Consider the following 25,322-nt stretch of genomic DNA (forward strand, 5'->3'; position numbering starts at 1 on the left):
CGCGAGTAAGCCTGTCAGGAGGTGAGGATGGAGATGCCGTCTCCGAGCAGTTTCAGCCCGAGGACGAAGAACAGGACCGCCATCACGGCGACATTGTGCCGAGCTGCCAAATCTTTCCAGTTGCCAAGCGTGGTCCTGGCTCGCTCTCCCCCGAGCAGGAAAACTCCCAGTGGGGCCAGCAGGCCGAGGGTGGCGATCAGGACGAAGACCGCCAGAGATGCGATCTGCTGCCCGACCGGCAATCCGGCTGAGCCGATCACGGCCCCCGCGGCGATGGTCAGCGGGGCGTTCTTGGCGTTGAGCGCGGACAGGGCCAGTCCGAGTGCGAAGACCTTGACCGGCGTGAGGCGGTCTATCGCGCTCATCCACTTCGGCAGCCGGGCTTGCGAGGGATCCTTTGGGCGCCGGTGCCATTGCCGGGCGCTGAAAAGGACGAGGAACAGGCCCAGGGCGAGCTTGAGGGCTCCCACCCAGGTGGCCGGTTGGTTGTCTGTGGAGGCACCTGCGGGGGAAGCGACCGCCAGCATCACCGCGCCCAGTGCCGAGAGTCCCAGGATCCAGCCGACGGTGAAGAGGACTCCGTTGAGACGTCCCCGAGGCGTGGCGAGTATGAGGATGACGGCGATGATCGGGAGGGGGCTGACCGCCACGGCGGCCGCGAAACCCATTACGTCACCGAGAACTGCGCCCATGGTTGCCTCCGTCTGGGGTCCGGGTGGCGATCCAGTGAGTAGGGCTTGGCGCGAGAGGGTGCCCCGACCGCCTCGGCGGCGCAACGGGTTGGTGTTCGATCGGCCGCGCCACTGTCTTCACAGCCCTGCGGAAGTGGCTGCCCGAGAATTGGTGACGACTACGTACTCGTCACGTCCCACCGGTTCCATCTTCCTGCGCCTGGTCGGATCTGTCCTCGGAAGCTTCTCGGGACGGGAGGAATCAGGCTGGACCCCGCAGTGCCGGAGTTTCCCGGGAACCCACATCAGGCGACCACCATGCCAGGATCCGGGATGCGAGGCAGTGCATCCGCAGTGAGGATTGACATGTGAGGGCGACGGCGCCTCATGTTCGGGCGCCTGGCGGCTCTCGGACCGATCCGGGGCAGGAGAATCTCACGATGACTGCGACGACAGGTGCAACCCAGTCAGCTCACCCCGAGCGCCCGGGCAGGTCGGATGGGGTCTGCAGCGAGTTCACCGTCTTCACCAAGATCAAGCCGGGCCATGCGGATGCGCTGCGTGAGGATCTCGCCATGCTCGCCGACGCGGCGGATGACGAGAGGGTCCATGCGGCGGTGCGCCAGATCGGCACCCTGCATGACGCACGGCACGTGATCTTCGACAACGACACCCGGTTCATGTTCGCCAGCGTTTTCGACGGCTCCTGGGACACCTACATCGACGACTTCGCCCAGACGGTAGTCGGGTCCCGCTTCGACAAGGTCTTCTCGCACAGCGAGGGGTTCCCCGGCGTCACCGATCCAGGGGTGAAGGACTGGTTCGTCGCCCACCAGGAGCCTGCGGGGGTCTTCGTCAGCGCCTATCCCGACCTGACCGTTCAGCAGATCTACAAGGACCATCGCGTGGACGACGCGTTCCAGGAGGTGCTGGACACCCCCCAGTTCCGGGCGGCGCTGGAGAACCCGGCCAACGCGGAGTTGGTGGCCACGCCGGCCTTCCAGAAGCTGCTGGAGGAGGCCTCGGCCTAGAACCCGGACACAGCCGGCCCTCGGAGCCCACCCACCGTCGGTGGACCGCGCCGGGAGATGCGAGTCGGCCCTTGCAGGGCTGTCCAGGCAGAGACCGATGTGGAGGCACGAGCGACCATGAGCACAGCGGACAGCAGCAGCGCGGCCGGCGTGAGCGTCGAGATCGACGACGTTCAGAGCGGGGCACTGCGTCCGAGGCCCGTGCCGTACGAGGGAAAGTTCGTCTTCCTGCGCGTCGATGACCGCCATGCCGGGCGCTCCCTGCTGCGGCGACTGCTCCCGGTGACCCCGGGAGGCCTTCCGGGCGCGGACCGTAGCCAGGATGCCTGGGTCGCTGTGGCGTTCACCTTTCAGGGGCTGAGGGCCCTGGGGGTGCCCCAGGAGTCGCTGGACAGCTTTCCGCCGGCGTTTCGTGAGGGCATGGCCGCTCGGGCGGAGCTGATCGGCGACGTGGGCGAGAGTGCACCGGCCCACTGGGAGGCACCGTTCGGAACCGGTGATGTCCACATCGCGTTGAGCGCCCTCTCCTCCGATACGGCGCAGCTGGACAAGGAGCTGGAGCGGGCCCGTGTCGCCTACGAGGACACACCCGGGGTCCAGATGATCTGGCAGCAGGACGTCCATCAGCTCCCGACGGGGCGCACCACCTTCGGCTTCCGTGACGGCATCAGCCATCCGAACATCGAGGGCGTCGGACTGCCCGGCTCCAACCCGCTGGAAGCCCCCATCAAGGCGGGTGAGTTCATCCTCGGCTACCCCGACGAAACCGGCAACCTGCCGCCCATGCCCAGCCCCGATATGTTGGGGCGCAACGGGACCTACGTGGCCGTTCGCAAGATCCACACCAACGTGGCGGCCTGGCGCCGGTACCTGCGCGCGAACAGCTCCGGCGCCGAGGAGGAGGCACTCCTGGCGGCCAAGATGGTCGGGCGCTGGCCGAGCGGCGCGCCGCTGACGCTGACACCGGAGCATGACGATCCGGAGCTGGCCGCCGATCCGCACCGCGTCAACAACTTCCTGTACCGGGAGAACGACGACCGAGGGTACCGGTGCCCCGCCGGTGCGCACATCCGGCGCACCAACCCCCGCGATGCCACCATCATCGGCGACGCACGGATGCACCGCCTCATCCGCCGCGGGACGACCTACGGCCCGCCGCTGCCCGAGGGCGTGCTGGAGGACGACGGCGTCGACCGCGGCCTGGTCGGAGCATTCATCGGGGCTCACCTGGAACGGCAGTTTGAGTTCATCAAGGCCGAATGGGTCAACGACGGCAACTTCATCGGCTACCCCGGCGAGAAGGACCCGGTAGCCGGGCATCACGGCGGAACCGGCAGCGTCACCATCCCGCAGAAGCCGGTCCGGCGCCGCCTGCAGAACCTGCCCAGCTTCGTGGTCACCCGCGGCGGCGAGTACTGCTTCCTGCCGGGTCTGCGCGCCCTGCGCTGGCTCGCCGAACTGAAGGACTGACAGCGATTCCCACCCTGATGTCCGGTCACGCTCTCCGAGGAGAGGTCGAAGTCATGGCAGCACAGTTCGTCCGCTACACGCCTGACGTCGAAAACGACGACCCGAACTTCGACCGCAGCGTGCAGACGGTGATCGAAAAAACCGAGAGCTACATCGCCGATTCGGTCAACGCCGGAGGCACTGGACGGGCCCTCCGCGACGCCCACGCCAAGGGATACGGGCTGGTCCGAGGGGAAGTGGAGATCCTGAACGGGCTGCCCCCCGAGTACGCCCAAGGCATCTACGCGACCCCGGGAACCCACGACGCGCTCATCCGCTTCTCCAACGGCTCGCCCCACGCCGGAGCCGACGCGCGACTGGGCGCCGCCACCGGACTGGCACTGAAGATGTTCGATATCCCCGGCCCCACCCTGCTGGAAGACGAACCCGACACAGGCACATTCGACTACGCCAACATCAACGGACCGATCTTCTTCTGCAACACAGTCGAGCACTACCTGTTCATCCAGGAATTGTTCCTGAACGCCCCGGCCTACTTCTCCCAGGGCCGACCCGGCGCACATCGTTTCTTCACCGATTTCGTGACCGGAAAGGGAACGCTGGACCAGGACAACTGGGCGTGGGACGAGTTCCTGGCCTTCCTGCGCCTGTCAAAGACCCCTCCGGCAAACCTGCTGCTGTCGAGCTACTGGACCATGGGTGCGGTCCGGCACGGGGACTACATCGCCAAGGTGCGCATCACCCCCGACCCGTCCTCCGCCGCCGCGGTAGTCCGGCGCACCATCGACCCGGCCTCCGGGATGGAAGTCTTCCGACCGGCCTTGCAAGCCGAACTGCAGGAGCGGCCCTACGCCTTCGATATTCAGGTCCAGCTCTGCACCGACCTGGAGCGCATGCCGGTGGAGGACACCACCGTGGAGTGGCCCGAGCAGCTCTCGCCGTCCTTCACCGTGGCCAAGCTGCGGCTGCCGCAGCAGGACATCTCCGAGCCGGAGAATCTGGAGAAGATGGACGCGCTGTCCTTCACGCCCTGGCGGGTCACCGCCGAACACGCGCCCCTGGGCAACATCATGCGGGCCCGCAAGGAGGTCTACCGGCGATCCTCCATTGAACGCCACAAACTCAACCAACAGACACGCACCGAGCCCCGCAGCGCCGACGAGGTACTCGGCCCGTCCCACTGATGTGCCGGCAAGTGCCCACCCCGGTCACAATCCCTGCTGTACAGCAGGGAGTACAGCAACCCCCCGCTTTCGCGCCTGACGGCCCAGCACGTATGAACGGACTCCGGGCCGGAGGCGCACCGCCTCCGGCCCGGATCGTTGCTGCGTCGCCGCAGTGCGGCCGACCTGCGGTTACAGCACCGGCAGCAGCGCCTTCAGCTCGAAGGCCGTGACCTCGCTGCGGTACTCCTCCCACTCCTGCTTCTTGTTGCGCAGGAAGAAGTCGAAGACGTGCTCGCCGAGCGTCTCGGCGACCAGTTCGCTCTTCTCCATCAGGGCGATCGCCTCGCCCAGGTTCTGCGGCAGCGGCTCGATGCCCATCGCGCGGCGTTCCGCGTCGGACAGGGCCCAGACGTCGTCGTCGGCGCCGGCGGGGAGTTCGTAGCCCTCCTCTATGCCCTTGAGGCCCGCGGCGAGGAGCACCGCGTACGTCAGGTAGGGGTTGGCGCCGGAGTCGATGGAGCGGACCTCCACGCGGGCGGAGCCGGTCTTGCCGGGCTTGTACATGGGTACGCGGATGAGCGCGGAGCGGTTGTTGTGGCCCCAGCAGATGTACGAGGGGGCTTCGCCGCCGGCACCCGCTGCGCGGGAGGAGCCGCCCCAGATGCGCTTGTAGGAGTTGACCCACTGGTTGGTCACGGCGGAGATCTCCGCGGCGTGGGTGAGCAGGCCGGCGATGAAGGAGCGGCCGACCTTGGACAGCTGGTATTCGGCGCCCGATTCGTAGAAGGCATTGCGGTCGCCCTCGAAGAGGGACAGGTGGGTGTGCATGCCGGAGCCGGGGTACTCGGAGAACGGCTTCGGCATGAACGTCGCCTGCACGCCCTGCTCCAGCGCGACCTGCTTCATCACCAGGCGGAAGGTCATGATGTTGTCGGCGGTGGAGAGCGCGTCCGCGTACCGCAGGTCGATCTCCTGCTGGCCGGGGGCGCCCTCGTGGTGGCTGAACTCGACCGAGATGCCCATGGATTCGAGCATGGTGATCGCCTGGCGGCGGAAGTCCATGCCGACGTTCTGCGGGGTGTGGTCGAAGTAACCGGAGCTGTCGGCGGGGGTGGGGCGGCTGCCGTCGACCGGCTTGTCCTTCAGCAGGAAGAACTCGATCTCCGGGTGGGTGTAGAAGGTGAAGCCCAGGTCGGAGGTCTTGGCGAGGATGCGCTTGAGGACATAGCGCGGGTCGGCGAAGGACGGCGAGCCGTCGGGCATCAGGATGTCGCAGAACATCCGGGCCGTGCCGGGGGCCTCCGCGCGCCAGGGCAGGATCTGGAACGTGCCCGGGTCCGGCTTGGCGATCATGTCCGACTCGTACACCCGGGCGAAGCCCTCGATGGCGGAGCCGTCGAAGCCGATGCCCTCGTCAAACGCCTGTTCCAGCTCGGCGGGGGCCACGGCAACGGATTTGAGGTAGCCGAGGACATCGGTGAACCACAGCCGTACGAAGCGGATGTCGCGCTCCTCAAGCGTTCTGAGGACGAATTCCTGCTGCTTGTCCATAGCCACATCCTTGCAGTTCAGACGGTCCGTGCACCACCGCCCGGGGCGAGGGAGGAGCTCCAGTATCACGACCCCGGATTTCACCCAGATTACGCACACGACGTGAGATGGAGCACCCGGCCACCCACTACGATCGGCGCCCATGGGGCGCAAGGGGCGGAGCGGTTTTGCGACGGCCCGGTGCGTACCTGTTCTCCGACCGCTTCTTGTCCATCCTCTCCCCTTCGCAGAAGGACGTGACGACATGAGCTTCGACCGCAGAACCCGCATAGAGCACATGCGCAACGCCGACCGCGCGCGTGAGCGCCGCAATCGTGTGCTGGCCATAAGCCTGAGCGTCCTCGTCGTCGCCGGTCTGGTCGGTTTCGGCTCGTACCTGGTGCTGGACAAGTCCGAGGCCTCGGAGAAGAAGCGGGACGCCCAGGCGCAGGATGCCAAGGCACCCGGGACGGACCCGAAGAAGTCGGCCGACGGGCCGATCGCCGGGCTGAAGACGTGGGACGCGAAGACGCTGACCCGCAACCACGTCACCACGCCGGTCACGTACCCGATGAAGCCCCCGGTCGGCGGCGACCACAACCCCGTATGGATGAACTGCGACGGCGAGGTGTACAAGAAGGCGATCCCCGACGTGAACGCCGTGCACTCGCTGGAGCACGGATCGGTGTGGGTGACGTACACGGACCAGGCCTCGGACGCGGACGTGGCGAAGCTCGCCGAGCGGGTCGGCAGAACGCCCTACACGCTGATGAGCCCGTACGAGGGCCAGGCCGGGACGATCACGCTGAGTGCCTGGGGCAATCAGGTGACGGTGGACGGTGCCGACGATTCGCGGGTCGACCGGTTCTTCGCCAAGTTCGTGCAGGGGTCGCAGACGCCCGAGCCGGGTGCGGCGTGCACGGGCGGGCTGGGGGCCCAGTGACGGTGGTGACACGCGACCGGCGCGTCCAGTGGGTGGCGGGCTCCGCCGTCGCGCTCGCGCTGCTGTTCGCGGGAGTGGCGACGGTCGCCTCCGCACGGGGCGGGGGCAAGGGTACGGACCGTGTCGCCGCGTCCGCCCCGCGCACGCCCGCGGTGGATTCCGCGGACGCCGGTTTCGCCCGCGACATGGCGGTCCACCATCAGCAGGCCGTGGAGATGTCGTTCCTCGTGCGTGACCGCACGGGCGACGAGGAGGTACGCCGCCTCGCGTACGACATCGCCAATACGCAGGCCAACCAGCGGGGCATGATGCTCGGCTGGCTGGACCTGTGGGAGCTGCCGAAGGCCACCGCTCAGGAGCCGATGGCCTGGATGGCGGGCGGGCACGAGGGCCACGACATGGACGGTATAGCGGGCATGGACGGGACGGCGGGACCGGGGTCCCGGTACCGGGACCATGACGGCTCCCTGATGCCCGGCATGGCCACCAGGACCGAGCTGGACCGGCTCCGCGCGGCGAGCGGCAGGAAGGCCGAGGTCCTGTACCTCCAGCTGATGACCGACCACCACAAGGGCGGCATCGCCATGGCCCGCGGCTGCGCCCGGCTGTGCACGGTGAAAGTGGAGAAGCGCCTCGCCCAGGGGATGGTCGAGGCCCAGCAGTCCGAGCTGGACGTGATGGCCGGAATGCTGACGGCGCGAGGGGCGAAACCCCGGTCCTGAAAGATTCCCGCCGAGCCGCACATGCACCCGAACGGGTGATAGCGGTCGCGTACCCCGAACGGGCCCATGACGATGGGTTCGCTCGGGGTCGTACAGCATGCCCACCGGCACGCAGGAGGAATCCCTCATGACCACCGCCAAGGACATCATGCACACCGGGGCCACCTGGATCCCCGCACACGAGACACTCGACCGCGCCGCACAGCTGATGCGCGACCATCATGTGGGCGCGCTGCCCATCTCCGCCGAAGGCGAGCAGGACCGGATGATCGGCATCCTCACGGACCGCGACATCGTGATCGGCTGTGTGGCGAGGGGGCACGACCCGTCGAAGATGACCGCGGGCGACCTCGCCCACGGCACCCCTCGCTGGATCGACTCGGGCGCGGACGTGGAGATGGTTCTGGAGGAAATGCAGACCCATCGGATCCGTCGGCTTCCGGTGGTCGAGAACAAGAAGCTGATCGGCATGATCAGCGAAGCCGATCTGGCGCAGCACCTCACCGACGAGCAGATCGCCTGCTGGGTGGAGAAGGTCTACGCCCCCAGCAGCTGACCGGCTCGCGAACACCCGGCTCGATGGCCCGGCACCCCTTGCACGAGGGGTACCGGGCCATCGTCCCATCCACCCCCGCAGGCCCCGGCAGAGCTGCGGAGATACGTTTCCGCGCGCGCCCCATACCCAGCGGGGGTAGGGTGCTCGACATGACTCTGAGTAGATGCGCGACGTACGGACAGTTGTTCCTGTTCGTCGCGCTGCTCATCGGCATCATCCACCTCCTCGGAGGTGGCGCGGCGCGGGTGTCGCCGGTGCCGGTGCCGGGCCCCCGGCCGGGCCGCGGAGGCTGTGCCCTGTTGTCGGTGCTGCGCATATAGGAGGGGCACCTCCCCCCTCCCCCAGCAGACCGAAATACCGACAACACCCCGAGGTGCTCTCCGTCATGCGCACTCCACCCACCCGACGCGCCGTGCTCGGCGCCGCTGTCGCCACTGCCGGTACGGCAGTCCTGGCATCCTGCTCCGGCGATTCCGACACGGGCCGCAGCGGTACGAAGTCCGGCGGTACGAAGTCCGGCGGTACGAACTCCGGCAGCCCGAACGCCGGCGGTGCGAACCACGGGACCGCTCCCCGCGGGACCAGGGGCGAGTACGTCTCCCCCGACGGGGAGGAGGTCGCCGCGGCCGAGGCCAGGCGGGCCTCCGGCCCCGTACGGAAGATCGACCTCACGGCCACCCCGTCCCGCCTGGATCTGGGCGGCGGGCTCGTCGTCAGCTCCTGGGCCTACGAAGCCCGGCTGCCCGGCCCGGAAATGCGGCTCACGGTGGGCGACGTCGTCGCGCTCAACCTCGCCAATCACCTTCCGGCGACGACCACCCTGCACTGGCACGGGCTCAACGTGCGCAACGACATGGACGGCGTACCCGACCTGACCCAGACGCCCATCAAGCCGGGCGCGGAATTCGCGTACCGCTTCAAGGTGCCGCACCCGGGGACGTACTGGTTCCATCCGCACACGGGCGTCCAGCAGGATCGTGGCCTGTACGCGCCGCTGATCGTCGAGGACCCGAAGGAGCCGCTCAAGTACGACAAGGAGTGGGTCGTCGTCCTCGACGACTGGGTCGACGGGGTGGGCGGCTCCACGCCCGACGAGGTGCTCGACGAACTCAGCGGGGGCAGGGGCGGCATGGACCACGGCGGTTCGAGCCACGGCGGTTCCGGCCGCGACGGTTCGGACCACGACGAGATGGACGACAAGAGCGATCCGGGGGGCAACGGCCACGGCGGGTCCCCCAAGGGCCCCCGGACCCCCAAGTCCGCCAAGCGGCGCTCCGGCCCCTCGCGGATCATGAGGGATTCCTACAGCAAACTGCTCGAAAGCCACGGGGGCAATGTCGACTACCCCTACTACCTGATCAACGGCCGCGTGCCGAAGGCCCCCACGTCCTTCACCGCCAAGCCCGGCGACCGTATCCGGCTGCGCATCATCAACGCGGGCGGGGACACCGCTTTCCGTGTCGCGCTCGGCGGTCACCGGATGACGATCACGCACACCGACGGCTACCCCGTCCGGCACACCACGACGGACGCCCTGCTGCTGGGCATGGGCGAGCGGTACGACGTGGTGGTGACCGCCGGGGACGGGGTGTTCCCGCTGACCGCGCTCGCCGAGGGCAAGCGGGCGTCGGCGCTGGCCCTGCTCCGTACCGGAAAGGGCACGGCGCCCACCGCCTCCGTACGGCCGAAGGAGCTGGACGGAAAGTTGGTGGAGGCGTTCGACCTGTCGCCGGACGAATCCGTGGCGCTGTCCGTCCGCAAGGCCGACCGGACCTTGCGGTTCAAGCTGACCGGCAACATGAGAGCGTACGACTGGGCCTTCGACCACAAGCCGTACAACCCCGGACAGCGCCATCCGGTCAGGGCGGGCGAGCGGGTCAGGCTGGAGTTCTACAACGTCACGTCGATGTGGCACCCCGTCCATCTGCACGGGCACTCGTTCGGCCTGGTGGGACCCGCCGGGCCGGAGCACCGGGCCTCCCGGCGGGGGCAGGCCGCGTGGGCGCGCAAGGACACCGTGATCGTCCGGCCGCGCAGCTCGATCGTCGTCGAGTTCGACGCGGACAACCCGGGCCTGTGGATGCTCCACTGCCACAACATCTACCACTCGGACGTGGGCATGATGACGGTCGTCGGCTACCGCCGCTGACCCGTTCCTGGCGGGCGGCCGGACGATCGCGCGGCCCGCCAGGACATCGCGTCAGTCAGACGATTACACTGGTCCGCGTGCCTCAACTACGCCTCGCACTGAATCAGATCGACTCGACCGTCGGTGATCTTCCCGGCAACGCCGAGGCGATCGTCCACTGGACCCGGCACTCCGCCGAACAGGGTGCCCATCTGGTGGCGTTCCCCGAGATGATGCTGACCGGCTACCCCGTCGAGGACCTGGCCCTGCGGTCGTCCTTCGTCGAGGCCTCGCGTCAGGCGCTGCGCGCGCTCGCCGCCCGCCTCGACGCGGAGGGCTTCGGGGAGCTGCCGGTCGTCGTCGGCTTCCTCGACCGTTCCGAGACGGCCCAGCCGCGCTACGGACAGCCCGCCGGCGCCCCGCAGAACGCCGCCGCGGTGCTGCACCGCGGGCAGGTCGCGCTGACCTTCGCCAAGCACCACCTCCCCAATTACGGCGTGTTCGACGAGTTCCGGTACTTCGTACCGGGCGACTCGATGCCGGTCATCCGGGTCCACGGCGTCGACGTGGCGCTCGCGATCTGCGAGGACCTCTGGCAGGACGGCGGCCGGGTGCCGGCCGCGCGGGCGGCCGGTGCCGGGCTGCTGCTGTCGATCAACGCCTCGCCGTACGAGCGGGACAAGGACGACACCCGGCTGGAGCTGGTCCGCAAGCGCGCCCAGGAGGCCGGCTGCACCACCGCGTACCTGGCGATGATCGGCGGCCAGGACGAGCTGGTCTTCGACGGCGACTCGATCGTCGTCGACCGGGACGGCGAAGTGATCGCCCGCGCCCCGCAGTTCGCCGAGGGCTGCGTCGTCCTCGACCTGGACCTGCCGGCCGCCTCGGCCGTGGCCCCGTCCGGTGTCGTCAACGACAGGCTGCGGATCGACCGCGTGGTGCTCTCCGGGGAGTCCCTGCCGGCGTACGAGGCGGAGCTGGCCGGCGGTTACGCGGAGCGGCTCGACGACGATGAGGAGCTGTACTCGGCGCTGGTCGTGGGCCTGCGCGCGTACGCCGCCAAGAACGGCTTCAGCAGTGTGCTGATCGGGCTCTCCGGCGGGATCGACTCGGCGCTGGTCGCGGCCATCGCCTGCGACGCGCTGGGGGCGCAGAACGTGTACGGCATCTCGATGCCGTCGAAGTACTCCTCGGACCACTCCAGGGACGACGCGGCCGAGCTGGCCCGTCGTACCGGGCTGAATTTCCGCACCGTACCGATCGAGCCGATGTTCGACGCGTACATGGGCTCGCTGGGGCTCACCGGCCTCGCCGAGGAGAACCTCCAGTCGCGGCTGCGCGGCACGATGCTGATGGCCGTCTCCAACCAGGAGGGCCAGATCGTCCTCGCCCCGGGCAACAAGTCCGAACTGGCGGTCGGCTACTCGACGCTGTACGGCGACTCGGTCGGGGCGTACGGGCCGATCAAGGACGTCTACAAGACGTCGATCTTCCGCCTCGCGAAGTGGCGCAACCGCGCCGCCGAGGAGCGCGGGCAGACCCCGCCGATCCCGGAAGCGTCCGTCACCAAGCCGCCCAGCGCCGAGCTGCGCCCGGGACAGGTCGACACCGACTCGCTGCCCGACTACGACGTACTGGACCGGATCCTGGAGCTGTACGTCGACCGGGACCAGGGGCTGGACGAGATCGTCGCGGCCGGGTTCGACGCGGCGCTGGTGGCGAAGACGCTGCGGATGGTGGACACGGCGGAGTACAAGCGGCGGCAGTACCCGCCGGGCACGAAGATCTCTCCGAAGGGCTTCGGCAAGGACCGCCGGCTACCGATCACCAATCGGTGGCGCGAGTCGGCCCGATGAGCGGACACCGGTGGGGCGCGTCGGCGAGATGAGCCGATATCGGCGGCGCGCGTCGGCCTGAGCGGTCGGTCACCGGGGGCGTCCGGTGGCCGGTTCGTCCTCGACCGGACGGGCTCGCGGCGGCCGGCCGCCGCGTGGACCGGAAGCGCCGGAGGGTTTACCCCCAGCCCGCCGCGACCGCCGTGCCGCCCAGCCACGCACCGTCGGCGTCGGCGAGGTTGTTCCCGCGGGTGAACGGACCGTTTCGTCAGAGTTCCACGCGCGCGGCGATCGGAAGGTGGTCGCTGTCCGTCGCCGGGAGTGTCCACGACGACATCGGTTCGACGCCCCTCACCATGATCTGGTCGATCCGCGCCATCGGGAACGAGGCCGGCCAGCTGAAGCCGAAGCCGTCGCCGGCCGCGCCCTGGGTGGACCGCATCTGCGAGGTGACCGCGTTGAGCGAGCGGTCGTTCATCGTGCCGTTGAGGTCACCGAGCAGGATCACCTTGCCGAGCCGTTCGCCGGCGATGGCCGCGCCCAGGGCGTCGGCGCTGTCGTCGCGCTGGTTGGCGGTGAATCCGGCGTGCAGTTTGACGCGTACGGACGGCAGGTGGGCCACGTAGACGGCGACCTCACCCTCGGGTGTCCGCACCGTGGAGCGCATCGCCCGGGTCCAGCCCATCTTGATGTCGACCGGCCGGCTGTTGCTCATCGGGTACTTGCTCCACAGGCCGACGGTCCCCTGCACCGAGTGGTACGGGAAGTGGCCGGCGAGCGCCGCCTTGTACGTCGGCACCTGGTCGCTCGGCAACTCCTGCAGGGCGACGATGTCGGCGCCGGAGCCCGCGACCTGCCGGGCAGTGCCCGTGGGGTCGGGGTTGTCCGCGTTGACGTTGTGGGTGGCCACGGTCAGGTCCCCGCCGCTGCCCGACTTGTCGGAGAACATCAGCTCGCCGAAGAGGTTGAGCCAGACCGCGACCGGCAGCAGCAGGGCGATCAGCGCGGTCGCCGAGCGGCGTACCAGGCCCAGGATCAGCAGCAGCGGGACGCATACGCCGATCCACGGCAGGAACGTCTCGGTGAGGCTGCCCAGGTTGCCGATGGTGTTCGGGATCTCCGCGTGGAAGACCATCACGAGGGTGAGGAGGACCGCGCAGACGGCGAGGACGACTCCGCGCCGCCAGATGCCCCTGTCACGGATCCGTCTGTCGAGGAGGCCCCGAAAGCGGGATCCGGACCCGGTGCGCTGCGGCTCCGCACGGTCGTTTCCGGTGTCCGGTCCGTACGCCTGCACCATCGCGCTTCCTCACTGCCTTGCCTTGCGTGTCGCCGCGCCCTCGACCCTAGGCGATGGGCGGCGTGATTCTTGTCGTCCACGGCGGCCGTACTGTCACGAGGACGACGGGCGGGGTCCGGAGAGTTCCGGCCGGGAGGGGTCTGCGGGGGCTTGTGACAGAACGATCACACTCGGACGGGTCAGCCGCCCGTGGCGGGCCACGCAGGTCAGCCTCCGTGGTGAGCCGGGCACGTCAGCCGTCCGTGACGGCGGGGCGGGGGGCGAGGCCCTCCGTCAGTGCCTGGATGATGCGGTCCGCGAGGTCCTCGGGCAGGGGCGCGTCGGGGCGGTGGATGGTGCGTACGAGCATGGGCCCCAGGAACAGGTCGTCCATCAGTTCCACGTCCAGGTCCCCGCGGAGCTCGCCCGCGTCGACCGCCCGCTGCACGGCGGCCAGCATGGCGACGCGGCGGGGGGCGATGACGGTGCAGTGGTACTCGGTCCACAGCTTGGGGTGGCTCTTCATCTGCGCGAAGACGTTGTGGAGCAGGACGGAGGAGCGCTGGGCGAGGCCGCGCCGGCGCAACGACTCCAGCAGCAGCCGCAGGTCGTCGAGTCCAGCGGTGCCGGAGACGGCGGGTTCCGAGGGTTCGACGTCGCGCAGGACGTCGACGAAGAGCTCCTCCTTGCCGCTCCACCTCCGATAGATGGTCGCCTTGCCGACCCCGGCGGTCCGGGCAATCCGTTCGATGGACAGGCCGGCGAGGGGCTCACCGGCCTCCAGCAGTTCGACGACGGCGTCCAGGATCGCCCGCTCGGCCGCCGCGCTGCGCGGTCGGCCCCTGCGCGGTTCCGCATCCTGCCGGACCGGGCACTTCCGGTCCTGCGCCTGCGTCTCCGGCTGCGCTTCCGCCTGTGCCTCGACCGGTGCCGCTGCCGCTGCCTCTGCCTCTGCCTCTGCCTCTGCCCGCACGTGAATCCACCTCTCGCCGCACCACCCGCCGCCCCCACTTCGATTCTCGCCGACTGCGGCGGTACCTCTGTGGGCCGCCCCCGGGTCCGGGACCCGGGGATCTGTCGGGAACCCGGGGCGGCGTGATTCAGCTCGTCGGGGCCGTCACCGGTCCGCCCCGGCGCGCACCGGCCGTTCGCCCGCGACGAGGATCGCCCAACGGCGGCGGTGGACCGCATCAGGGACCCGGGGCAGGGCGGCGCGAGCGCCCGACGGTATGGACATGCCCGGAGCTTATATTATTTCGATACGATACCGTCTCGTATTGGAAAGTCTTTACCGGGTGCCGTCGGTGTGCGTGCGCGGGCCCACTTCCCGTGGACGGGCGCGGGATGCCACCATGGAGCCGGTCCGGGGACGCCGACAGGGCGCCTCGAGATGACGAAGGAGCCGTTGGCAATGTCGCTGCAGGCTGCGCAGAGCAAGTCCGCCGCATCCCCCGCGGGTGCCCCCACCGACAGCAGCAAGGCGCTGTACGGAGGCAAGAGCACCCGCCGTATCTCCATCCATGACATCGTCGCCGCCACCGAGCGCGGCGAGAAGTGGCCCATGCTCACCGCCTATGACGCGATGACCGCGTCCGTCTTCGACGAGGCCGGTATCCCGGTCATGCTCGTCGGCGACTCCATGGGTAACTGCCACCTCGGTTACGAGACCACCGTGCCCGTCACGATGGACGAGATCGCCATCCTCTCCGCCGCTGTCGTACGGGGCACCAGGCGCGCCCTGATCGTCGGCGATCTGCCCTTCGGGGCGTACCAGGAAGGGCCCGTCCAGGCCCTGCGCAACGCCACCCGGCTGGTCAAGGAGGCCGGTGTCGGTGCGGTCAAGCTGGAGGGCGGTGAGCGCAGCCACGAGCAGATCCGGCTGCTGGTCGACGCCGGTATTCCGGTCATGGCCCACATCGGTCTGACCCCGCAGTCCGTCAACGCGATGGGCTACCGGGTGCAGGGCCGCGGCGAGGAGGCCGCCCAGCAGCTGCTGCGCGACGCCAAGGCCGTGCAGGACGCGGGCGCGTTCGCCGTCGTCCTGGAGCTCGTACCGGCCGAGCTGGCCGCCGAGGTCACCCGCACCCTGCACATCCCGACCGTCGGCATCGGCGCCGGTCCCGACACGGACGCCCAGGTGCTGGTCTACACCGACATGGTCGGGCTGACCGGCGGCAAGGTGCCGCGCTTCACCAAGCAGTACGCGAACCTGCGCCAGGTGCTGGGTGACGCGGCGAAGGAGTTCGCGGAGGAGGTCGTGGGCGGCAGCTTCCCGGCCCCCGAGCACACCTTCCACTGATCCCCCGGGGCCCGGCCGTCCGTACCGGCCCCGGCACGGACCACTGCCCGCACCACCGACAGCCCGCCGACATCCCCCATCGGCGGGCTGTCGGCCCGTTGTCGGTCCGTTGTAGGTGGACTGTCGGTGGCATCTGGTCCCATGGTGGGCATGACGCGAATCGACAAGAACCCCAGGAGCGGCACGAACGCCGTCGAGGTCCGGGGGCTGGTCAAGCACTACGGCTCGACCAAGGCTCTGGACGGCGTGGACCTCGATGTCCGCGAGGGCACCGTGCTCGGCGTGCTCGGCCCCAACGGCGCCGGCAAGACCACGCTCGTACGCTGCCTGTCCACGCTGATCCTGCCCGACGCCGGACACGCCACCGTGGCGGGCTACGACGTGGTGAAGCAGCCCCGGCAGCTGCGCCGCACCATCGGTCTGACCGGGCAGTACGCCTCGGTCGACGAGAAGCTCTCCGGCTGGGAGAACCTCTACATGATCGGGCGGCTGCTCGACCTGCCGCGCAAGACCGCCCGGTCCCGGGCCGACGAGCTCCTGGAGCGGTTCTCGCTCACCGACGCGGCCAGGAAGGCCGCGATGGACTACTCCGGCGGCATGCGGCGCCGGCTCGACCTGGCCGCCTCGATGATCGGCAGCCCGGCCGTCCTCTACCTGGACGAGCCGACGACGGGGCTGGACCCCCGGACCCGTAACGAGGTCTGGGACGAGGTGCAGCGAATGGTCGCGGAGGGGGCGACCGTGCTGCTCACCACCCAGTACATGGAAGAGGCCGAGCAGCTCGCCAACGAGCTGACCGTCATCGACAGGGGCAAAATCATCGCCCGCGGCGGGGTGAACGAGCTGAAGGCCAAGGTCGGCGGCCGTACCCTGCAGATCCGGCCGTCGGACCCGGCGCAGTTGCCCGCGATGGCGCAGGCGATCCGGGAGGCCGGCCTGGACGGGGTCTCGGGCGCGCAGGCCGTCCCGGACGAGGGACTGCTGTACGTACCGATCCTCAGCGACGAGCAGCTGACGGCCGTCATCGGCCTGCTCGGCACCCGGGGCTTCTCGCTGGCGCATGTCGCCACCGCACTGCCCAGCCTGGACGAGGTCTTCCTGGCCATCACCGGCGAGAAGAGCTCTTCCGTCACCGACACGATCCCCGAGGAGGTCGCGGCATGAGCACAGCGACTCTGACGCCCACCCCCGCCGGGACCGCACCGGCGAAGCCACTCCACGACGAGGGCCGGATCGGGCTGCGCAGCAATCTGCGCCACATCGGTGCACTGGTTCGGCGCAATCTGCTCCAGATCAAGAAGGATCCGGAGTCGATGTTCGACGCGCTCCTGATGCCGGTCATCTTCACGCTGCTGTTCGTGTACGTATTCGGCGGTTCGGTCGGCGGCAGCATGGGCGGCGGCCGGCAGGAGTACCTGAACTATCTGATCCCCGGCCTGATGGCGATGATGGGCATGAACATCGCCATGGCGGTCGGCACCGGTGTCAACGACGACTTCCGCAAGGGCGTCATGGACCGGTTCCGGACGATGCCGATCGCCCGCTCCTCGGTGCTCATCGCCAAGATCGTGGTCGAGCTCGGCCGGATGATGGTCGCCACCCTGATCCTGCTGGGTATGGGCTTCGCGCTCGGTATGGAACTGCAGACCTCGATTCTCGGGCTGATCGGGGCGATCGCGCTGTCGGCGGTGTTCGGCGCCGCCATCATGTGGATCTTCATCCTGCTCGGGCTGGCCATGAAGACGGCCCAGGCGGTTCAGGGAATGGGGATGATCGTGCTGATGCCGCTCCAGTTCGGCTCCTCGATCTTCGCCCCGACCAAGACGATGCCCGGCTGGCTCCAGACGTTCACCGACTACAACCCGCTGTCCAATCTGGCGGACGCGGCGCGCGGTCTGATGATGGGCGGACCGGTCGCCCACTCGGTGTGGGTGACGCTCGGCTGGGCCGCGGTGATCACCGCGGTGATGGCGCCGCTCGCGGTCGCCAAGTTCCGCAAGAAGTCCTGAGACGCGGTCCGATGCCGGTCGGTGCCAGGTGCCCGTGCCGGCGTCGGTGCGCGGTCGGCGTCGGCGTCGGTGCGCGGCGGGCCGGTGGTCGGCGCCGGTACGTACGCGGTCGGCCGGTGGTCCGGGCCGCGTTCACTCCCGGTACGCGTCGACGAGGGCGGTGGCCTCCTCCAGAGTGAGGCCGCCGCCCTCGGCGTACGCGGCGTCGTACGCGGCCCGGCCGAGGACGGCGACGGCCCGTTCCTCCGCCCTCGCGTACTCGTGCCGCTCCATCGACGTCGGCACATGCCCCTGGGGCAGCAGTGCCCGGCCGGCCCCCAGCAGCCGGGCCGCGACCGTGGCCCGTCGCTCGCCGCCGATTCCGGCCAACGCCCGTGCGAGGGTGACGAGATGGATGACGGACATCTGGGGTGCCACCATCTGCGACAGCGGGTCGTGGGACCGCGCCAGCGCTTCCAGACCCCGGGACAGGGCCTCGGTGTACAGTCCGTCCTCGTTGTCCAGCCAGGCCAGCCCACCCGTCACGAACCCCTCGAAGATCGCCATGGTCTCGGAGCGGAACTCCTCGCGCAGCACGTCCAGTTGATCGCGCGCCTCGCTGGTACGGCCGCTGCGGCCCAGCCACAGCGCGAGCTGGAGTCTGGCGGCGGGCCTCGCCTCGTGCCCCGTCCCGTGCTCCTGGGCAATCACCTCGCGGAGGATCTTCTCGCCCTCGTCGCCACGGCCCATTTCGGTGAGGGCGGACGCGTATCTGGCGCGCAGGACCGACACCTGGGACTGGGCGCCGAGCCGCTGCGCGTAGCCGATGGCCGACCGGTAGTCGTCGGCCGCGCGGGTGTAATCGCCCCGTTTCTCGTTGGCCTCGCCCCGGGAGGAGAGTGCTTCGGCGACGCCCCAGTCATCGCCGAGCCGGCTGAAGATCTCCAGGCTCTCGTCCGCGTCCGCCCGCGCGTCACCCGCCCATTCGACCCGGTTGGCCAGGACGTTCGCCCGCATCTGGAGAGCTCCGGCCAGCTCCCACTCGTAGCCGTACTCGCGGCTGGCGCGGACCGTTTCGTCCAGCAGTTCCCGCAGATCACCTGCCTCCCCGGTGAGCATGACGGCGAAGAACCAGAGCGACGCGGGGGTGCGGCAGGTCTGCGGCTGGCCCGCCCGGTAGGTGTCCGCGATGACGCGCAGCCGGGCCATGCCCTTCTTGTCGGCCCACACGTTCCTGGAGTGGTCCATGCTGACCAGTTGGACCAGGGCCACCTGGCGCCGCGCCTCCTGGAGCAGTTCGGGCGACATCGGCGGCGGCGCGTCGGTGCAGCGTTCATGGAGGGACGGCGCGGGCTCGGCGGGCGGTGCGAAGGGGTCGGGGCCCAGCGCGGCGGTCGCGTCGGCCCACTGCAGGGCATCGGTGCGCAGATCGCGCATCTGCCAGTACCAGCAGAGCGACAGCACCATGCAGAGCGCCTCCTGCTCGTCGCGGGCGGCGACGGCGCGGCGCAGAGCGGTGCGGATGTTCTCGTACTCGCGCTGGAGGAGGTCGATGGCGGACCGCTGTCCGGCGCCGCGGAGTTCGGCGTCCGTGGTACGGGCCAGCTCCCGGAAGTACACCAGGTGGCGGCGCTCCGCGGCATCGCGCTCCCCGGCCCCGTCGAGCCGTTCGGCGGCGTATTCACCGACGGTCTCCAGAAGCCGGTAGCGCATCTCGCCGTCGTCGGCGGGCGCGGCGACGACGAGGGACTTGTCGACGAGCGAGCCGAGCAGCCCGGCGACCTCACGCACGTCCTGTGGCGCGTCGGCGCAGACGGCCTCGGCAGCGGCCAGGGTGCAGCCGCCCGCGAAGACCGACAGGCGGCGCAGGACGGCGCGTTCGGCATCGTCGAGAAGGTCCCAGGACCAGTCGACGACGGCGCGCAGGGTCTGCTGTCGGGGCAGTACGGTACGGGCCCCGCTGGTCAAGAGGCGGAACCGGTCGTCGAGCCGGTCGGCGATCTGGCGCGGAGTGAGCATCCGCAGCCGGGCGGCGGCGAGTTCGATGGCCAGCGGCAGTCCGTCGAGGCGGCGGCAGATCTCGGTGGCGGCGGCCGCGGTCTCCTCGTCGGCGTCGATCCGGAAGCCGGGCCGCGCGGCGGCGCCACGGTCGGCGAGCAGCCGGAGCGCCATCGGGTCGGGCAGCGGGTCGACGGGGCGGACGAACTCGCCCGGCACGCCGAGGGGTTCACGGCTGGTCGCGAGCACGGTGAGTTCCGGACAGTGGGCGAGCAGATGGTCCGCGAGGGCGGCGGCGGCCCCGACGAGGTGCTCGCAGTTGTCCAGGAGGAGCAGCATGCGGCGCCGGGAGCAGTGCTCGGTGAGGCGTACGAGGGGGTCGCCCGCGTTCCCTTCGGCGACCCGGAGCTCTTCGGCACCCGCTCCGCGCAGCACGGTCTCGCGGGCGCCGACGGCGGTCAGCACGGCCTCCGGTACGGCCTCGGGGTCGTCGACGGGGGCGAGTTCGGCCAGCCAGACGCCGTCCGGCCAGGCGGGGGCGACGGATTCGGCGGCCTCCTGGGAGAGCCGGGTCTTGCCCGCGCCGCCGGGGCCCAGGAGCGTGACCAGCCGGGCGTGCGCGAGGTCCTCGCGCAGGGCGTCGATGTCCCCCTCGCGCCCGACGAAGCTGGTGAGCCGGGCCCGGAGGTTTCCCCGCGGCGGGGCGGTGGGGGGCCGGTGCGGGTGGGCAGTCGTGGCGAGGTTCGTCGCGGTGGTGGGGGTGGCGGGCTCGGTCTCCGTGGTCCCAGTGGCCACCACCACCGGGACCACGCCACCCGCGGCACCCGCCGGTCCCGTCGGCTCCTGGCTGAGCAACTCGGCGTGCAGGGCGCGCAGTTCTGGTCCGGGATCGGTGCCGAGCCGGTCGGCGAGGACGGTGCGCACCTCGTCGTACGCGGCCAGCGCCTGCGCCGTACGCCCGGCGTCGCGCAGCGCCCGCAGCCGCAGCACCTGGAGCGGTTCGTCGATCGGGTGCTCGGCGCAGAGGGCGGCCAGTTCGGGCAGGGCCTCGTCGGCGCGGCCGAGCGCGAGGTCCGCGGCGAGCCTGCCGCGGCGGGCGTCCAGGCGCCGGGTCGCCCAGCGGGCCGCGAGGGCGCCGCGGTCGGGCAGGTCGGCCAGGACCGGTCCGCGCCACAGGGCGAGCGCGCCGTCGAAGGCGGTCACGGCCTTCGCCGCGTCGCCCTCCTCCAGCGCCCGCGCCGCCTCCCCCGCGAGCCGCTCGAAGCGGTACAGGTCGACCGCGTCCGGCTCGGCGGCGAGCCTGTAGCCGCTCTCCGCCGAGGCGACCGCCGCATGGCCGAGGGCCCGCCGCAGCCGTCCGACGAGTGCCTGCAGGGCGCCCACCGCGTCGGCCGGCGGGTCGCCGTCCCACACCTCGTCGACGAGCACGGCGGCCGGGACGGTGCGGCCGGGGCGCAGCGCGAGGACGGTGAGCAGGGCGCGCAGCCGCGCCCCGCCGAGCGCGACGGCCGTGCCGTCGTCGCGGAGTACCTGGGTGGTGCCGAGGATGCAGTAGCGCACGCGCCTATTCTCCGTGACGGGGATCGGTCGGTGGATCGGTCGGTGGACATACGTACGTCCGCACCCGCGTGCGGTATGTGCGCGGTGCGCACCGTGTGCCGGGGTCGTTCGTCATGGCCCCACCCTTCACGGAACCACCGCCCCGATGCGAGACGTTCACGACGTGTCGCCTGTACGGTCGCTCTCGCCGCGCACCGCCCCGTCCCCCTTCCGGCCAGCCATCAGGAGTTCGCCGATGACCACCGCAAGCGCCCGCAGCGACCGGCGGATCAGCCCGGTCTTCCTCGGGATCCTCGCCGTGATGGCGGTGTCGGGCTGGGCGGTGTGGACGGATTTCGCACAGCAGCCCGGGGCCGCGGTCTTCCTCTTCGTGACGGCGGCCTGGGTGGTGTCGCTCTGTCTGCACGAGTACGCGCATGCCCGTACCGCGCTGCACAGCGGGGACATCTCCATCGGATCGAAGGGTTATCTGACCCTGAATCCGCTGAAATACACCCATGCTCTGCTGAGCATCGTGCTGCCGGTGCTGTTCGTGATCATGGGTGGTATCGGTCTGCCCGGCGGTGCGGTCTTCATCGAGCGGGGCCGGATCAGCGGGCGCTGGAAGCACAGCCTGATCTCCGCGGCGGGCCCGCTGATGAATGTGCTGTTCGCCTTCGTCTGCACGGCGCCGTTCTGGCTGCACGCGCTGGACGGCGTCCCGGTCGTCTTCCAGTACGCGCTGGGATTCCTGGCACTGCTCCAGGTCACCGCGGCGATCCTCAACTTCGTCCCGGTGCCGGGGCTGGACGGCTACGGCGTGATCGAGCCCTGGCTCTCGTACCGGATCCGACGGCAGGTCGAGCCGTTCGCCCCGTTCGGGCTGATCGCGGTCTTCGGCATCCTGTGGATTCCCGAGGTCAACCACGTGTTCTTCGACGCGATCCATTCCCTGTTGCGGACACTGGGCGTCAGCGACTTCACGACGTACTGCGGTTTCGACACCTACCGCTTCTGGCAGTCGGCCGACCCGGTCTGCGCGGTCGGCCTCTGATCCACCGCTCAGCCGGCGGTCTGTGCGCGCTGCCGGCGCAGGTAGAACCACGCCATGTTGGACGAGAGCCCGGCCAGCAGCACCCAGACGATCCCGAGCAGGCTGCCCTGGACGAACGAGATCACGGCCGCGACGACGGCCAGGACGCAGACGGCGATGGCGTAGAGAGCGAGGCGGGGCATGAGGAGCGACTCCTGTCCGGGGTGATGCGTGGTCCCGTCCAGTGTCCCTCATGCCCCTTTCCGCTCGCCGCAGGGTGCGCAGGGAACGCCCTCGGGAGCCGAACAGCCCCTCAGACGTCGGTGGTGCGCAGACCGGCGTGCGCCTTGTAGCGGCGGTTGACGGAGATCAGGTTGGCGACCAGCGACTCGACCTGGTGGGCGTTGCGCAGCCGCCCGGCGAAGATGCCGCGCATGCCGGGAATCCGGCCCGCCAGTGCCTGCACGAGGTCGGTGTCGGCGCGGGCCTCACCGAGCACCAGCACATCGGTGTCGATCTCCTCGATGGCCTCGTCCTGCAACAACACCGCTGAGAGGTGGTGGAAGGCCGCGGTGACCCGGGACTCCGGCAGCAGGGCGGCGGCCTGTTCGGCGGCGCTGCCCTCCTCGGGCTTCAGGGCGTAGGCGCCCTTCTTGTCGAAGCCGAGCGGGTTGACGCAGTCGATGACGAGCTTGCCCGTGAGTTCGTCGCGCAGCGACTGAAGGGTCTTGGCGTGGCCGTCCCACGGCACGGCGACGATCACGACGTCGCTGCGCCGTGCGCACTCCGCGTTGTCGGCGCCCTCGATGCCGTGGCCCAGCTCGTCGGCGGCGGTCTTCGCGCGGTCGGCGGCACGGGATCCGATGATCACCTTCTGCCCGGAGCGGGCGAACCGGTAGGCGAGCCCGCGGCCCTGCGGCCCGGTACCGCCGAGTACGCCGATGGTCAGCCCGGAGACGTCGGGGAGGTCCCAGGGGTCCTTGGCGGGGGGCTTGGCCGCGCTGCCCTTGTCATTCGTAGTCATGGCTGCGACATTACTGCTCGCCACGAACGGGGAGCAGGTCCACTCCCACTCAGGGATCCGTCGCTCCGTGACGGCCCTGTTCGGCTGGTTCGGAGCCGTTCTCCGGTACCGGACGGTGCTCCTGCGGCATGATGCCGGGCCATGGATGCCGTACGCGTCGCCCTGCTGCGTGAAGTGCTCGCCGGGACCGAGTGGCCCGCCGCGGCCCGGCGGTTCGCCGGGGCACTCAGGTCGTCCGTCGTCCCGCACGGCGGCGGGCTGCTGCTGGTGGGCACGGCGGCGTACGAGCCGTGGCATCTGGCGGCCCATCTCGTCGACGAGTCCACCTGGTCCGGGCTGCCGGAGCTGACGCCCACCCTGGTACGCCACCGGGTCGAGCCGGGCGACCCGGCACATCTGGCCGTCGGTCTGGGCCGGATCGAGGCGGCCGGGCGGGGCGAGACGCTGATGCTGGTGGCCCCGGAGCGGCCCGGCGCCGGGCTGCTGGAGCGGGTCCACGACGCCCGCCGGGCCGGGGCGACGGTCCTCTCGCTGGACGGCGGCGATCCGGAAGTGCGGGGGCTCGCCCACGAGACGCTCGCGGTGACCGGCACCGACGACGTCGACCTGGACACCGTGCAGCATCTGGTGAGCGCGGCGGCCGGCGAGAACAGCGCCCCGGCCCCGCGCGGGAACCGCCGCTTCCGGGACCGGCTGTCCCGGCTCGCCGACCAGCTGACTGCCCCGCCACCGGCCCGCTGGTGAGCGTCCGGTGCCAACGACGGAGCCGGCGCACTCCCCGGCCGCCGGCTCCTCCGGGGCTCCCCGCCGCCGGGAAAATCTGTTGCGGGGACCGTCCACGGCGCCGGACCATGACCCCTCGTGACCTCAGCTCCCTCCCCGGCGGCGGGCCGGTTCTCCGCCCTGCTGCCCGATCTCTCCCCCCTGCGTTCGTCGGCCGACTTCCGGCTGCTCTGGATCCAGGGTCTGGTGACGTACTTCGGCAGCTTCATGGCACTGATCGCGCTGCCGCTCCAGATCAAGGAGCTGACGGGTTCGCCGCTGGCCGTCGGTGCGATGGGCGCGGTCGAGCTGGTGCCGCTGGTGGTCTTCGGTCTGTACGGCGGGGCCCTCGCGGACTCCGCGGACCGCCGCAAGGTGATCCTGGGCACCGAGGCGGGGCTGGGGCTGCTGGCCCTCGTCCTCCTGGTGAACGCCGCACTGCCCGACCCGATGCTCTGGCCGCTCTACCTGGTGGCGGGCGGGGTCTCCGCGCTCGCCGGGCTCCAGCGGCCCGCGCTGGACTCCCTGATGGCCCGGATCGTGCCGCACGACCAGCTGACCGCCGCCGCCGCGCTGAACTCGCTGCGCTGGCAGTTCGGCGCGATCACCGGCCCGGCGGTGGCGGGACTCGTGGTGGCCTACGCCGGGCACGTCGCTTCTCTCGGGGCTGCCCGGAGTGCGAGCCCAGGAAGCACGATGATCGCCCAGTTCAGCGGCATGGCGCTGGTGGGCAGTGGGTGCGCGACAGGTGTCGCGGACTGAGGTCGTGGCTCGCGGCACCGGTCGAAGGCGCTACCTCCTCCGCCACCGCATCTTCCTGCCCTGACGGACACCCGGCGTCACCTTCCGACGGGCCAGAGCCGTTGGCAGGACAGACCCCCCCTTGCGTTGTGGCGGGGCGGGGCAGGGTAGCGTGGGTTTAGTGAGCAATGCTGTTTGGGGGTCTGCTGCGATGCTGGTCAGGCGTGTGGTGCTTCCGCTGGTCATCTGGGTGGCCGTGGTGCCGTGGCTGCTGGCTACGGTGACGACCATGCTGTGGGGGTTCTCGGAGGAGCCGGACGGGCTGTTCTTCACGTTCGGTACCCGGATGGTTCTGGTGCCGTTGCTGCTGGTCGGTGAGGTCGTCGGCGTGGTGGCGGCCTTCCGACGCTATGACGGTCTGCGCTCCGACTTCTGGCCGGGAGCTGGGCTGACGTTTGCTTTGCTGGCGCTGTTCACCGTGACGGTCGTGGCCACGACGTGGGGCGAGTGGGGCGGGATGCTATGGATCTGGGCCCTGTACACCGGCTACGTGTTCTTCGTGTTCGGCTTCGGCGGGATGGCCTGGAAGAAGGTCTTCGCCTAGCTT

Annotated in this window: 22 protein-coding genes and 1 pseudogene; 16 read left to right on the forward strand and 7 right to left on the reverse strand. The window is 70.1% G+C overall.

Annotation, left to right across the window (positions count from 1 at the left end; genetic code table 11):
- Positions 1–14 precede the first annotated feature (14 nt).
- A complete protein-coding gene (locus OG936_RS08725; protein ID WP_406493693.1) occupies positions 15–692 on the reverse strand; it encodes a GAP family protein in 678 nt (225 codons plus the stop codon).
- 419 nt (positions 693–1,111) lie between these two features.
- Here OG936_RS08725 and OG936_RS08730 point away from each other — a divergent pair, with 419 nt between their 5' ends.
- The 3 genes from OG936_RS08730 (at position 1,112) to OG936_RS08740 (ending at position 4,356) form a co-directional block, all read left to right on the forward strand.
- Positions 1,112–1,702 (forward strand): hypothetical protein, encoded by a 591-nt coding sequence (locus OG936_RS08730; protein ID WP_383750514.1) that lies wholly within the window; start codon positions 1,112–1,114, stop codon positions 1,700–1,702.
- Positions 1,703–1,819: 117 nt separating this feature from the next.
- The gene (locus OG936_RS08735) at positions 1,820–3,172 is read left to right on the forward strand and encodes a Dyp-type peroxidase (protein WP_406493695.1); all 1,353 of its coding nucleotides are present in this window, start codon (positions 1,820–1,822) and stop codon (positions 3,170–3,172) included.
- 53 nt (positions 3,173–3,225) lie between these two features.
- On the forward strand, positions 3,226–4,356 hold the full coding sequence (locus OG936_RS08740) for a catalase family protein (protein ID WP_406493697.1): 1,131 nt from the start codon (positions 3,226–3,228) through the stop codon (positions 4,354–4,356).
- Positions 4,357–4,527: 171 nt separating this feature from the next.
- On the opposite strand, the gene glnA is transcribed toward OG936_RS08740, so the two are convergent.
- A complete protein-coding gene (gene glnA / locus OG936_RS08745; RefSeq protein ID WP_072483343.1) occupies positions 4,528–5,889 on the reverse strand; it encodes a type I glutamate--ammonia ligase in 1,362 nt (453 codons plus the stop codon).
- A gap of 244 nt (positions 5,890–6,133) precedes the next feature.
- Here glnA and OG936_RS08750 point away from each other — a divergent pair, with 244 nt between their 5' ends.
- The 6 genes from OG936_RS08750 (at position 6,134) to OG936_RS08775 (ending at position 12,073) form a co-directional block, all read left to right on the forward strand.
- Positions 6,134–6,811, forward strand: coding sequence for a DUF3105 domain-containing protein (locus OG936_RS08750; protein ID WP_406493699.1), 678 nt, complete (start codon positions 6,134–6,136; stop codon positions 6,809–6,811).
- A 2-nt stretch (positions 6,812–6,813) separates the two neighbouring features.
- Entirely contained in the window at positions 6,814–7,533 is a 720-nt protein-coding gene (locus OG936_RS08755; protein WP_406500365.1) for a DUF305 domain-containing protein, read from the forward strand.
- Between the two features lie 127 nt (positions 7,534–7,660).
- Positions 7,661–8,089, forward strand: coding sequence for a CBS domain-containing protein (locus tag OG936_RS08760; protein WP_266745806.1), 429 nt, complete (start codon positions 7,661–7,663; stop codon positions 8,087–8,089).
- A 149-nt stretch (positions 8,090–8,238) separates the two neighbouring features.
- Positions 8,239–8,409: a hypothetical protein gene (locus tag OG936_RS08765; protein WP_406493701.1), complete on the forward strand. Its 171-nt coding sequence runs from the start codon at positions 8,239–8,241 to the stop codon at positions 8,407–8,409.
- 65 nt (positions 8,410–8,474) lie between these two features.
- A complete protein-coding gene (locus OG936_RS08770) occupies positions 8,475–10,238 on the forward strand; it encodes a multicopper oxidase family protein (RefSeq protein ID WP_406493703.1) in 1,764 nt (587 codons plus the stop codon).
- A gap of 77 nt (positions 10,239–10,315) precedes the next feature.
- Complete coding sequence (locus tag OG936_RS08775) at positions 10,316–12,073, forward strand: NAD+ synthase (RefSeq protein ID WP_406493704.1); 1,758 nt, start codon at positions 10,316–10,318, stop codon at positions 12,071–12,073.
- Positions 12,074–12,320: 247 nt separating this feature from the next.
- Here OG936_RS08775 and OG936_RS08780 read toward each other — a convergent pair whose 3' ends face one another.
- Entirely contained in the window at positions 12,321–13,352 is a 1,032-nt protein-coding gene (locus tag OG936_RS08780; protein ID WP_406493706.1) for an endonuclease/exonuclease/phosphatase family protein, read from the reverse strand.
- Between the two features lie 232 nt (positions 13,353–13,584).
- A complete protein-coding gene (locus OG936_RS08785; RefSeq protein WP_406493708.1) occupies positions 13,585–14,304 on the reverse strand; it encodes a TetR/AcrR family transcriptional regulator in 720 nt (239 codons plus the stop codon).
- Positions 14,305–14,742: 438 nt separating this feature from the next.
- Between OG936_RS08785 and panB the strand changes: the two genes are divergently transcribed.
- The 3 genes from panB (at position 14,743) to OG936_RS08800 (ending at position 17,639) form a co-directional block, all read left to right on the forward strand.
- On the forward strand, positions 14,743–15,630 hold the full coding sequence (panB, locus tag OG936_RS08790; protein WP_406493709.1) for a 3-methyl-2-oxobutanoate hydroxymethyltransferase: 888 nt from the start codon (positions 14,743–14,745) through the stop codon (positions 15,628–15,630).
- A 141-nt stretch (positions 15,631–15,771) separates the two neighbouring features.
- Positions 15,772–16,794 (forward strand): ATP-binding cassette domain-containing protein, encoded by a 1,023-nt coding sequence (locus tag OG936_RS08795; protein WP_406500366.1) that lies wholly within the window; start codon positions 15,772–15,774, stop codon positions 16,792–16,794.
- Positions 16,791–17,639, forward strand: a complete 849-nt coding sequence (locus tag OG936_RS08800) for an ABC transporter permease (protein WP_406493710.1) — start codon at positions 16,791–16,793, stop codon at positions 17,637–17,639. The genes OG936_RS08795 and OG936_RS08800 overlap by 4 nt, the downstream gene beginning before the upstream one ends.
- Positions 17,640–17,771: 132 nt before the next feature.
- On the opposite strand, the gene OG936_RS08805 is transcribed toward OG936_RS08800, so the two are convergent.
- Entirely contained in the window at positions 17,772–21,176 is a 3,405-nt protein-coding gene (locus OG936_RS08805) for an AfsR/SARP family transcriptional regulator (RefSeq protein WP_406493712.1), read from the reverse strand.
- Between the two features lie 235 nt (positions 21,177–21,411).
- On the opposite strand from OG936_RS08805, the gene OG936_RS08810 reads away from it, so the two are divergent.
- Complete coding sequence (locus tag OG936_RS08810; RefSeq protein WP_406493714.1) at positions 21,412–22,209, forward strand: site-2 protease family protein; 798 nt, start codon at positions 21,412–21,414, stop codon at positions 22,207–22,209.
- Between the two features lie 8 nt (positions 22,210–22,217).
- On the opposite strand, the gene OG936_RS08815 is transcribed toward OG936_RS08810, so the two are convergent.
- Together OG936_RS08815 and npdG are read right to left on the reverse strand one after the other, a co-directional pair.
- On the reverse strand, positions 22,218–22,391 hold the full coding sequence (locus OG936_RS08815; RefSeq protein WP_266745817.1) for a hypothetical protein: 174 nt from the start codon (positions 22,389–22,391) through the stop codon (positions 22,218–22,220).
- A gap of 110 nt (positions 22,392–22,501) precedes the next feature.
- On the reverse strand, positions 22,502–23,212 hold the full coding sequence (gene npdG, locus OG936_RS08820) for an NADPH-dependent F420 reductase (protein WP_406493715.1): 711 nt from the start codon (positions 23,210–23,212) through the stop codon (positions 22,502–22,504).
- A 141-nt stretch (positions 23,213–23,353) separates the two neighbouring features.
- Between npdG and OG936_RS08825 the strand changes: the two genes are divergently transcribed.
- From OG936_RS08825 to OG936_RS08835, 3 genes and pseudogenes are all read left to right on the forward strand, one after another.
- Positions 23,354–23,956: a hypothetical protein gene (locus OG936_RS08825; protein WP_406493717.1), complete on the forward strand. Its 603-nt coding sequence runs from the start codon at positions 23,354–23,356 to the stop codon at positions 23,954–23,956.
- Positions 23,957–24,073: 117 nt separating this feature from the next.
- Positions 24,074–24,634, forward strand: a pseudogene (locus OG936_RS08830) (MFS transporter); the annotation flags it as partial.
- A gap of 292 nt (positions 24,635–24,926) precedes the next feature.
- On the forward strand, positions 24,927–25,319 hold the full coding sequence (locus tag OG936_RS08835) for a hypothetical protein (protein WP_406493719.1): 393 nt from the start codon (positions 24,927–24,929) through the stop codon (positions 25,317–25,319).
- Positions 25,320–25,322 lie beyond the last annotated feature (3 nt).

Source organism: Streptomyces sp. NBC_00846 (assembly GCF_045207325.1).
Classification (GTDB): domain Bacteria; phylum Actinomycetota; class Actinomycetes; order Streptomycetales; family Streptomycetaceae; genus Streptomyces.

Excerpts from the sequence above, each read along its gene's own strand:
- OG936_RS08765 (WP_406493701.1), top strand. The coding sequence starts at position 8,239 with ATGACTCTGAGTAGATGCGCGACGTACGGACAGTTGTTCCTGTTCGTC.
- OG936_RS08795 (WP_406500366.1), top strand. The coding sequence starts at position 15,772 with ATGGTGGGCATGACGCGAATCGACAAGAACCCCAGGAGCGGCACGAAC.
- OG936_RS08810 (WP_406493714.1), top strand. The coding sequence starts at position 21,412 with ATGACCACCGCAAGCGCCCGCAGCGACCGGCGGATCAGCCCGGTCTTC.
- OG936_RS08825 (WP_406493717.1), top strand. The coding sequence starts at position 23,354 with ATGGATGCCGTACGCGTCGCCCTGCTGCGTGAAGTGCTCGCCGGGACC.
- npdG (WP_406493715.1), bottom strand. The coding sequence starts at position 23,212 with ATGACTACGAATGACAAGGGCAGCGCGGCCAAGCCCCCCGCCAAGGAC.
- OG936_RS08835 (WP_406493719.1), top strand. The coding sequence starts at position 24,927 with ATGCTGGTCAGGCGTGTGGTGCTTCCGCTGGTCATCTGGGTGGCCGTG.
- OG936_RS08760 (WP_266745806.1), top strand. The coding sequence starts at position 7,661 with ATGACCACCGCCAAGGACATCATGCACACCGGGGCCACCTGGATCCCC.
- OG936_RS08770 (WP_406493703.1), top strand. The coding sequence starts at position 8,475 with ATGCGCACTCCACCCACCCGACGCGCCGTGCTCGGCGCCGCTGTCGCC.
- OG936_RS08725 (WP_406493693.1), bottom strand. The coding sequence starts at position 692 with ATGGGCGCAGTTCTCGGTGACGTAATGGGTTTCGCGGCCGCCGTGGCG.
- OG936_RS08735 (WP_406493695.1), top strand. The coding sequence starts at position 1,820 with ATGAGCACAGCGGACAGCAGCAGCGCGGCCGGCGTGAGCGTCGAGATC.
- panB (WP_406493709.1), top strand. The coding sequence starts at position 14,743 with ATGTCGCTGCAGGCTGCGCAGAGCAAGTCCGCCGCATCCCCCGCGGGT.
- OG936_RS08800 (WP_406493710.1), top strand. The coding sequence starts at position 16,791 with ATGAGCACAGCGACTCTGACGCCCACCCCCGCCGGGACCGCACCGGCG.
- OG936_RS08750 (WP_406493699.1), top strand. The coding sequence starts at position 6,134 with ATGAGCTTCGACCGCAGAACCCGCATAGAGCACATGCGCAACGCCGAC.
- OG936_RS08815 (WP_266745817.1), bottom strand. The coding sequence starts at position 22,391 with ATGCCCCGCCTCGCTCTCTACGCCATCGCCGTCTGCGTCCTGGCCGTC.
- OG936_RS08730 (WP_383750514.1), top strand. The coding sequence starts at position 1,112 with ATGACTGCGACGACAGGTGCAACCCAGTCAGCTCACCCCGAGCGCCCG.
- glnA (WP_072483343.1), bottom strand. The coding sequence starts at position 5,889 with ATGGACAAGCAGCAGGAATTCGTCCTCAGAACGCTTGAGGAGCGCGAC.
- OG936_RS08740 (WP_406493697.1), top strand. The coding sequence starts at position 3,226 with ATGGCAGCACAGTTCGTCCGCTACACGCCTGACGTCGAAAACGACGAC.
- OG936_RS08780 (WP_406493706.1), bottom strand. The coding sequence starts at position 13,352 with ATGGTGCAGGCGTACGGACCGGACACCGGAAACGACCGTGCGGAGCCG.